5 protein-coding genes are annotated in these 8,333 nt (G+C 47.1%); 4 read left to right on the top strand and 1 reads right to left on the bottom strand.

What is annotated here, in order from left to right; translation table 11 throughout:
• Positions 1–439: 439 nt before the first annotated feature.
• Complete coding sequence (locus E5S67_RS29945; protein ID WP_172192820.1) at positions 440–1,492, top strand: Gfo/Idh/MocA family protein; 1,053 nt, start codon at positions 440–442, stop codon at positions 1,490–1,492.
• A gap of 358 nt (positions 1,493–1,850) precedes the next feature.
• Here E5S67_RS29945 and E5S67_RS29940 read toward each other — a convergent pair whose 3' ends face one another.
• Positions 1,851–2,837: a GDSL-type esterase/lipase family protein gene (locus tag E5S67_RS29940; RefSeq protein WP_172192818.1), complete on the bottom strand. Its 987-nt coding sequence runs from the start codon at positions 2,835–2,837 to the stop codon at positions 1,851–1,853.
• 407 nt (positions 2,838–3,244) lie between these two features.
• Here E5S67_RS29940 and btpA point away from each other — a divergent pair, with 407 nt between their 5' ends.
• The 3 genes from btpA to E5S67_RS29925 all read left to right on the top strand — a co-directional run bounded on the left by btpA (position 3,245) and on the right by E5S67_RS29925 (position 8,176).
• A complete protein-coding gene (btpA, locus tag E5S67_RS29935; protein WP_172192816.1) occupies positions 3,245–4,132 on the top strand; it encodes a photosystem I biogenesis protein BtpA in 888 nt (295 codons plus the stop codon).
• Between the two features lie 320 nt (positions 4,133–4,452).
• A complete protein-coding gene (locus tag E5S67_RS29930; protein WP_172192814.1) occupies positions 4,453–5,376 on the top strand; it encodes a vitamin K epoxide reductase family protein in 924 nt (307 codons plus the stop codon).
• A gap of 661 nt (positions 5,377–6,037) precedes the next feature.
• Positions 6,038–8,176 (top strand): CHASE2 domain-containing protein, encoded by a 2,139-nt coding sequence (locus E5S67_RS29925; protein WP_172192812.1) that lies wholly within the window; start codon positions 6,038–6,040, stop codon positions 8,174–8,176.
• The last annotated feature ends 157 nt before the right edge of the window (positions 8,177–8,333 follow it).

Here is an 8,333-nt window from a genome sequence, read left to right as displayed (position 1 = left end):
AAAATGTATGCGTCTCCTGGCACATCTCTTGATGAAATTATTCGTGCTTATTGTGCAGTCTAGTGTCTCATACTTATTTGAAATGACTATATGATTTTCACTATTGCTTTTGGGCCTAAACCAGAAAAATGTTTGATAATCCCCCAAAAATATTCCGACGGGTTTGTTTTGTTGCGATGCTGCAGACGATCGCCCCGCTGTAATGCATGCTTAATAAATTTTGTCAATACGTAATTTCCACAAATTTTACCCGGTATTCTGCCCTTGTGTATGAGTAGCTTCTGTTTAATTGCCTGACGCTGTAATCCTAAAACTGAACTTAGAAATTCTTCACAAATAGTTTGACTGTGGTACTATCTGGATGGCTGTGAGTAGCTGAGGGAAGCCAAGGGGCTTGATTCCTGTGGTGGTGGAGGAGAATCCAGGAGTGCTAGATAGGATGTCATTGGGATACGCAAACGTTTTCGCCCAGCGAAGTCAACCTGAACCCCTCCGCATTGGGGTGATTGGGGTTGGCAATATGGGCCAGCACCACACACGAGTTCTGAGCTTGCTAAAAGATATCGAACTCGTGGGTGTTGCAGACATAAATGTAGAGCGGGGAATAGATGTAGCAAGCAAATACCGGGTTCGCTTCTTTGAAGACTACCGGGATTTGCTCGCCCACGTAGATGCAGTTTGCGTCGCCGTTCCAACTCGCCTGCACCACGCTGTGGGGATGTCTTGTCTCCAAGCGGGAGTTCACGTTTTAATTGAAAAGCCGATCGCGGCTAGCATTGCCGAAGCCGAATCTTTGGTCAACGCGGCTGCTGAGGCCCACCGGATTTTACAAGTGGGTCACATCGAGCGCTTCAATCCAGCTTTTCAGGAACTCGGCAAAGTGCTGAAAACTGAAGAGTTACTGGCATTGGAAGCTCACCGGATGAGTCCTTATTCCCAGCGGGCTAACGACGTATCGGTAGTTTTGGATTTAATGATCCACGACATTGACTTGCTCCTGGAATTGGCAGATTCCCAAGTGGTGAAGCTGACGGCCAGCGGCAGCAGAGCCTCAGATTCAGGTTATTTAGACTACGTGACAGCGACGCTGAACTTTGCTAACGGCATTGTCGCCACCTTGACTGCTAGTAAGGTGACGCACCGCAAACTCCGTTCAATCGTGGCTCACTGCAAAAATTCTCTGACCGAGGCAGATTTTCTCAACAACGAAATCTTGATCCACCGACAAACAACCGCCAACTACGTGACGGATTACGGTCAGGTGCTTTACCGTCAAGATGGGTTGATCGAGAAAGTTTACACCAGCAATATTGAACCGCTCCACGCAGAGTTGGAGCATTTTATTAATTGCGTGCGGGGTGGAAATCAGCCTTCTGTGGGAGGAGAACAAGCTCTCAAAGCTCTGCGGCTTGCGAGTTCGATCGAGCAAATGGCTCTCGACGGTCAAGCTTGGTATCCCAAAGAGCTAGAGTCTACTTTGCAAGTTAGCTAAATCGAGACAAATCGTGTCGTTTCCGGGTGCTTTTACAGTTTGGGTTTGTTGTTTGTTGAAGACGGTAACTGTTCCCATGCAACCGGATTCGATGTCAGTCGATTTGAGATTGTAGATTTTAGATTTTAGATTGACTCCACAGATCGATCTGGGGGCTTGATTTGTCGATTCTAGATTGTAGATTTTAGATTTGAGATTGACTCCATATCGCCATTGGGGGATTAAACTGTCGATTTGAGATTTGAGATTGCAGATTAGAGATTGACTCCACAGATGAATTTGGGGGCTTGGACTAAGGTTTAAATTTTTTTGCTCTCCACAATCTAATCCGGGGGCAAGTATCCGTTTTTGGGTGAAATCACGATTTGTGCCAAAAAAGAGCGACTATTTGACGACTGATGGTTTTGCTCACTAGCTGATTTCCTTGAGGGCTCAGGTGAATGCTGTCTCGATACAAAGTTGGAAGTTGCGCCGCACAATTGAAAATGGGAAGAAAATCTATGTAAGTAATTTTCTCTGTTTCCACGAGTTCGGCGAGACGCTCTCTAGCCTTGACTTCCCAGTCGCGAGGGCCCAGGTCGCCGAATTCGCCCAGCTTGGGAGTCACCGCAAGCAAAAACCGGACGTTGGCGGATATAGCTATTTTCTGGATTTGGCGAATAGCTTCTAAGTTGCACCCGACTACATCTGGGCTTTCGGCTCCGGGTGCTGCTAATTGGCGAGCCGGCACAGCAGGTAACAGGTAGCGGCTCAATAAATCTAGTGTGGCCGATCGGGGTTTGCGATCCGGGTAAGATCGATCGCGGCCCACAACCTCCCCACAGGGAGCGGATGCAAACAAATCGTCCGTATTGAGCAGCAACACCAAAGCCTTGGCCCCAAAAACACCGAACCGCTTGGCGTAAGCAAGTTGATTCCTCGGCCCCCAAGAATTGGCTGAGGCGTTGAGAACTTCAAAATCTGAATACTTGACTTTTGAAGCTAATTGTGAATCGCTCGCCAGATTCTGTACTTGCAGTCTCAACTGCCGAGTCATAATTTCCGAGATCGTATTGGTCTGATGTGTCCACCAACCGCCGTTGGCGACAGAATCTCCCAACAGCAAGACACGCAGAGTTTCTGGAGGGGGTATAGGGGCGATCGCTCCGGTACGCATCGAATACTCGTTAATCTCAATCCGGTTGCCCAAGCGACGCACCTTCTGGTTGGGCGCCAACAAATAGCCGCACTCGGTATCGGCAATGTAAATCAAGGGATTGCCAAAACCCAGCAGCACCCGCAGCAGCACTTCGATTGCTGCCCACAATCCGGAGATTACAGCCAAAATTATGAGAACAACTTTCACCACTTAACCTCGATAGAGAAGGAAAAACCCCTGCCGACACCAAGGTATAAAAAAGAATGCAACTGCACTCAAGCTCTCAAACCCGATTGTGGCCAGTCGATTTTAGATTAAAGATTAAAGCATTCACTCCACAGATGAATCTGGGATATCTCCCTAAAATCTCAACTTTTTTGCTTTACAGGATTCCTGTCTTGAAGCAAGTATCCGTCTTTGAGTGAAATCAGTAGGTCGCCCTTGGAAAATCTAAAATCTAAAATCTAAAATCTAAAATGTTATAGCTTAGGGGTTTGAGGCACTTGGCCGCCCGATTAACTCAACCGAATCGCCCCCGTGGATATAGAATTCTAGAATATACCGTCAAAATCCGCCGTCAGCCGTCAGTGAACTTGGTGGTTTCAGGAAAATCCGTGGACTTAAAACAAATATTCAAAACGCCGAATCCCATAATCGGTGTCGTACATTTACAGCCTTTGCCAACTTCTCCCCGCTGGGGCGGAAACCTCAAAGCTATTATCGGAAGAGCCGAGCAAGAGGCTACAGCGCTGGCTTCTGGTGGCGCAAACGGTATCATAGTCGAGAACTTTTTCGACGCTCCTTTTGCCAAAGACAGCGTAGACCCGGCTGTGGTAAGTGCCATGACTCTGGTAGTCGAGAGGCTAACAAATCTCGTGACGTTGCCGATCGGCGTTAACGTGCTGCGAAACGACGCCCACAGCGCGATCGCCATCGCCTCCTGCAGTGGTGCTCAATTCATCCGTGTCAACGTCCTCAACGGCATCATGGCTACAGACCAGGGCTTAATTGAAGGCCAAGCTCACCAGCTACTGCGCTACCGCCGGGAATTGGGCAGCGATGTCAAAATATTAGCAGACGTGTTAGTCAAGCACGGGCGACCCTTAGGCAGCCCCAACTTGACCACAGCCGTCCAAGAGACGATCGGGCGGGCTTTAGCCGACGCCGTGATCCTTTCCGGCTGGACAACTGGCAGCCCTCCCAATCTCGAAGACTTAGAACTTGCGAGTGCAGCAGCGGCGGGAATTCCAGTTTTCATCGGCAGCGGCGCCTCGTGGGAAAACATTTCCACCCTCATGCAGGCGGCTGACGGCGTAATTGTATCCAGTTCCCTGAAGCGAAACGGCCGCATCGAGCAGCCGATCGATCCGATCCGCGTTAGTCAGTTTGTAGAAGCCGCCCGCCGCAGCTTGTCACAGAAAGAACGCGAACAGGAAAACAGAGACGCTAATGGCTCAAGAGGGTCAGCACCGGAACCGGGCAAAGTCAAAAGTAAAACGTAAAATGGGAAGGGGTAATCGGTAATCGGTAATCGGTAATAGCTGAAAACAAAGACCTAATAGTGAAAGAAAGCACCAATTATCAATTCCCAATTATCAATTATCAATTCCCAATCACCAATTTCCAATTATCAATTCCCTTGATTCACGGCACGGAAGCCACAGATACACGGATAGCTCTTTTTTTTCTCTAACTTCTGACTTCTGACTTTTGACTTTTTCCTTCAATATCCATCCGTTTAATTTGTTAAATCCCGTACATTGCTCGTTGCCCAACTTCTTTCTTCTTTCAACGTCCCAATTACCAATTACCAAATCAAAAAATGATTCGCCGACGTTCAACCCCTTGGATTCATCGCTGGTCTAGGACTGTGATAGGAGCGATCGCAGCCATCGGCGTCGTAGAAACGGCCTATCTCACGATCGCTAAATTCACGACAGGCTCGGTCATTTGTCCCACCAGCGGCTGCGACAAAGTTCTCAACAGTCCCTACGCTACAGTCTTTGGCACAGTGCCTTTAAGTTTGTTAGGCTGTCTGGCTTACCTGAGCATAGCAATCCTGGCATTGGCTCCCAAAGCCGTCAATCCCAACACCAATAAAGGACTGCACTCTCAACTAGAAAACAAAACTTGGCCAGCGCTATTTATCATCACCGCTGCGATGGTAATTTTCAGCAGCTATTTGATGTATTTGATGGCTTTTGAAATTAAGGAACTGTGCATTTATTGCATCAGTTCCGCCGTAATTTCACTGTCGCTGTTTGTGCTGGTGCTAGTCGGGCGCGAGTGGGAAGATATCGGACAGTTAGTATTTACAGGCATTTTGGTGGCAATGGTGAGTTCGATCGGCGCCTTGGGACTTTATAACAGTGTCAACTCACCTGCTGCTTCTGTCTCTACGCCCGGAATTGTACCCCCTGCGGTCACTACAACCTCCGGCCCGGCACAACTTGCTTTGGCCCGCCACCTCAGACAAATCGGGGCGAAACAATACAGCGCTTACTGGTGTCCCCACTGCCACGACCAAAAAATGCTTTTTGGTAAAGAAGGTGCTGCGATAATCGATTACGTTGAATGCGATCCCAAGGGGCAAAATTCCCGCGCTGAAATTTGCCAAGCTGCTGCTGCGAATATTAAAGGTTTCCCTAGTTGGGAGATTAAAGGTCAGTTTTATTCCGGGACGCAATCTTTGGAGAAACTCGCGGACTTATCGGGTTACACCGGCCCGCGAAACTTTCAAAACTGATAGAAAAAGTTTGAGATTATAGAGGCGAGATTTTAGGTTTATTGCCAGGAAACCTCCTGATTTTTAGCTTAGTTGATAGTTGTCTCGTGCTGCGAAATTAATCTAAAATCTCGCCTCTATAATCAATAAAAAATTAGTAAAAACTAGGTATATAGCGGCGATGCCAAAATCAAATACGGCGAAACCAGTGTTGCTAAGCTTTTTACTTTTTAAGTGTGATTATGTACCTCATCTACCCAAGAACCTCTATAGCAACTGTGCCCGACGTTGAGAAAGTTCTTAATTGCTGAAACCATTGCCGTTGATAGCAACTTCGATCTTCCTTCTTCCTTCTTTTTACCCTACCCTTCGACTTCGCTCACGAACCGCGACTTGCCCGCTCGCGGAGCCTAAGGGCCTTCAACATCTGCTATACACAAAAACTCAAGAAACCGGATTTCTGCTTCGAGAGTCATTCTTGAAATCATATATTTTGGTTGAGCAACCCGGTTTATGTTGTTGCAGCCCGATCGCACCGAAAAATAAAAAATAAAATCTAAAATCGACTCGCCCGCACCGAAAAACCAAAAAATTGGATAATCTAAAAAATAAAAAATAAAATCTAAAATCGACTGAGCCGATAGTCCCGGAGATCTAAAAGCTATATGTAGTAATAGCTTAGATGCTCGAAGAGCGAGGCAAAAATCCCGAAAATATGCTAAAAACTATCAAAAAATGGCTCGATCGAGAACGCCGAGTATTGATTACTGCGAGTGCCGTTGCTGGTACGGTCATTGTAATGCGCTGGTTCGGATTTTTTCAGGTGTGGGAATGGGCTGCTTTCGACTACTTTGTGCGCTGGCGGCCGCCCGAACCAATTGACTCGCGCATCGTCATTGTAGAAATTAAGGAAGCTGACTTGCAAAAATACGGCTACCCAATTTCCGATGCTGTATTGGCCCAATTGCTGAAAAAATTGCACGCTGGCAAGCCGCGGGCGATCGGCCTCGACGTTTACCGAGATTTACCAACTCAACCGGGTAACGCCGAATTGCTCAAAACTTTTAAAACTATTCCCAACTTAATCGGCATTGAGTTGATGCCAGACGAAGCCAGGTTCGGAGTTCGGCCGCCTCCGGTACTTGACAAGCTCGATCGAATCGGTTTCAACAACGTTGTCATCGACGCTGACTCAAAAGTGCGCCGAACTTTGCTCTACGCTTGGCCCGGAGACAGCAAAACTCATGAAAGTTTAGCGCTGACACTGGCTTTGCGTTACCTCGAAAGCGAAAAAATTTTCCCTCAACCAGCAACAGTCAATCCTAAATACTTGCAGTTAGGTAAGGGAGTTTTTCAGCCTTTTCAACCTAACGACGGTGCTTACGTTAGAGCGGACAGCCGCGGCTATCAAATTTTGGCCAACCTGCGCGGCGCGCGAGGCCGTTTCCGCACTGCATCGATGAGCGACGTGCTTTCTGGCAAAGTACCCGCTGATTTTGTGCGATCGCGCGCTGTCTTGATCGGCTCAACTGCCCCCAGCCTCAGAGACTTTTACCAAAATTCTTACAGCTCGGGTTGGTTTGCTCCTCCCCAGCAAATACCGGGAGTCGAGCTTCAGGCTCATTTCTTGAGCCAAATTTTAAGTGCAGCCCTCGACGGGCGCGGGGGGATCAGTGTCTGGCCAGAGGTTGCCGAGTTGCTGTGGATTTTACTCTGGTCTTGGGCGGGAGCAAGTGTGAGTTGGAATTTGCGATCGCTGCGTCGATCGGTTTACTGTTTGTCAAGTATCAGTCTCGGTTTGAGTGCCAGTTTATACTTAGCTTTTTTAGCGGGTTGGTGGCTGCCGTTAATTCCTCCAATCCTCAGTCTTCTGGGTTCTGGTGCCGCTGTTGTGGGTTATCTGGCTCACTTGCAAGAAGAATTAAAACGGTCTAAAGAATTTTTACAATCGCTAATCGATACAATTCCCGACCCGATTTTTGTAAAAGATCGAAATCACCGCTGCGTTGTTTTGAATCAGGCATATTGTCGCTTTATCGGCTATCCTTTAGAAATTTTAACCTGCCGCACAGATTACGATTTATTTCCCCAAGCTGAAGCCGAGATATTTTGGCAGCAAGACGAATTAGTATTTCAAACTCACCAGCCGCGAGAAAATGAAGAATATTTTACTGACGCTCACGGAATTACGCATCTGATTGCGACTAAAAGATCCCTGCATAAAGATGCTGCCGGCAACCTATTTTTAGTCGGAGCAATCAGAGATATTACCGAGCGCCAACTCCGGGAAAATGCCCTCGAACAAAAAAATGCTGAACTCAGCCACCAAGCCGATCACGATGCTCTCACGGGTTTGCCCAACCGCAAAATGTTTTACGAATGCTTGCATCAGTCTCTCGAAAGAGCCTCCAGCAATCAGGAATTGGTAGCTTTACTATTTTTAGATTTAGATGGATTTAAGTCAATCAACGACACTCTCGGACACAATGTGGGCGATTTGCTGTTAAAAAATTTTGCCAGTCGGCTCAAAAAATCCTTGCGCGGCAGCGATACTATTGCGCGGCTGGGCGGCGACGAGTTCACAGTCATTCTGCCCGCAATTCCAGGTCGCGAGGAAGCTGCGAAAGTAGCTGAAAAAATTTGCTACGCCATCGTGCAGCCTTTCATTTTAGAAGAACATACCGTTTCTGTAACTACAAGTATTGGCATTAGTTTATATCCCATTGACGGTTCAGATCCAGACATTTTAGTCAAGAATGCCGATGTTGCGATGTATCGTGCTAAGGAATGCGGAAAAAATCAATATCAATTTTTTTCATGAATACCACTTTAAAAAAATAATGCTACTGTAGGTAAACTCCAAATCACCATCTTCATCAGTCATTTCTAATTAGGGCTTGCTGAATAATCGATCGCAAATCAATAACAAGAGTGATCGATATATTCAAGCTCGGTTAAAGATAAGTTTTTTTTGTATC

It is taken from the genome of Microcoleus asticus IPMA8 (assembly GCF_013179805.1).
In the GTDB taxonomy this organism is placed as follows: Bacteria; Cyanobacteriota; Cyanobacteriia; order Cyanobacteriales; family Microcoleaceae; genus Microcoleus; species Microcoleus asticus.
The sequence above is the reverse complement of the archived record's forward strand: the minus strand, read 5'-3'. Positions and strand labels throughout refer to the sequence as shown.

Coding starts and splice junctions, on each gene's coding strand:
- E5S67_RS29945 (WP_172192820.1), top strand. CDS start 440: ATGTCATTGGGATACGCAAACGTTTTCGCCCAGCGAAGTCAACCTGAA.
- E5S67_RS29925 (WP_172192812.1), top strand. CDS start 6,038: ATGCTCGAAGAGCGAGGCAAAAATCCCGAAAATATGCTAAAAACTATC.
- E5S67_RS29930 (WP_172192814.1), top strand. CDS start 4,453: ATGATTCGCCGACGTTCAACCCCTTGGATTCATCGCTGGTCTAGGACT.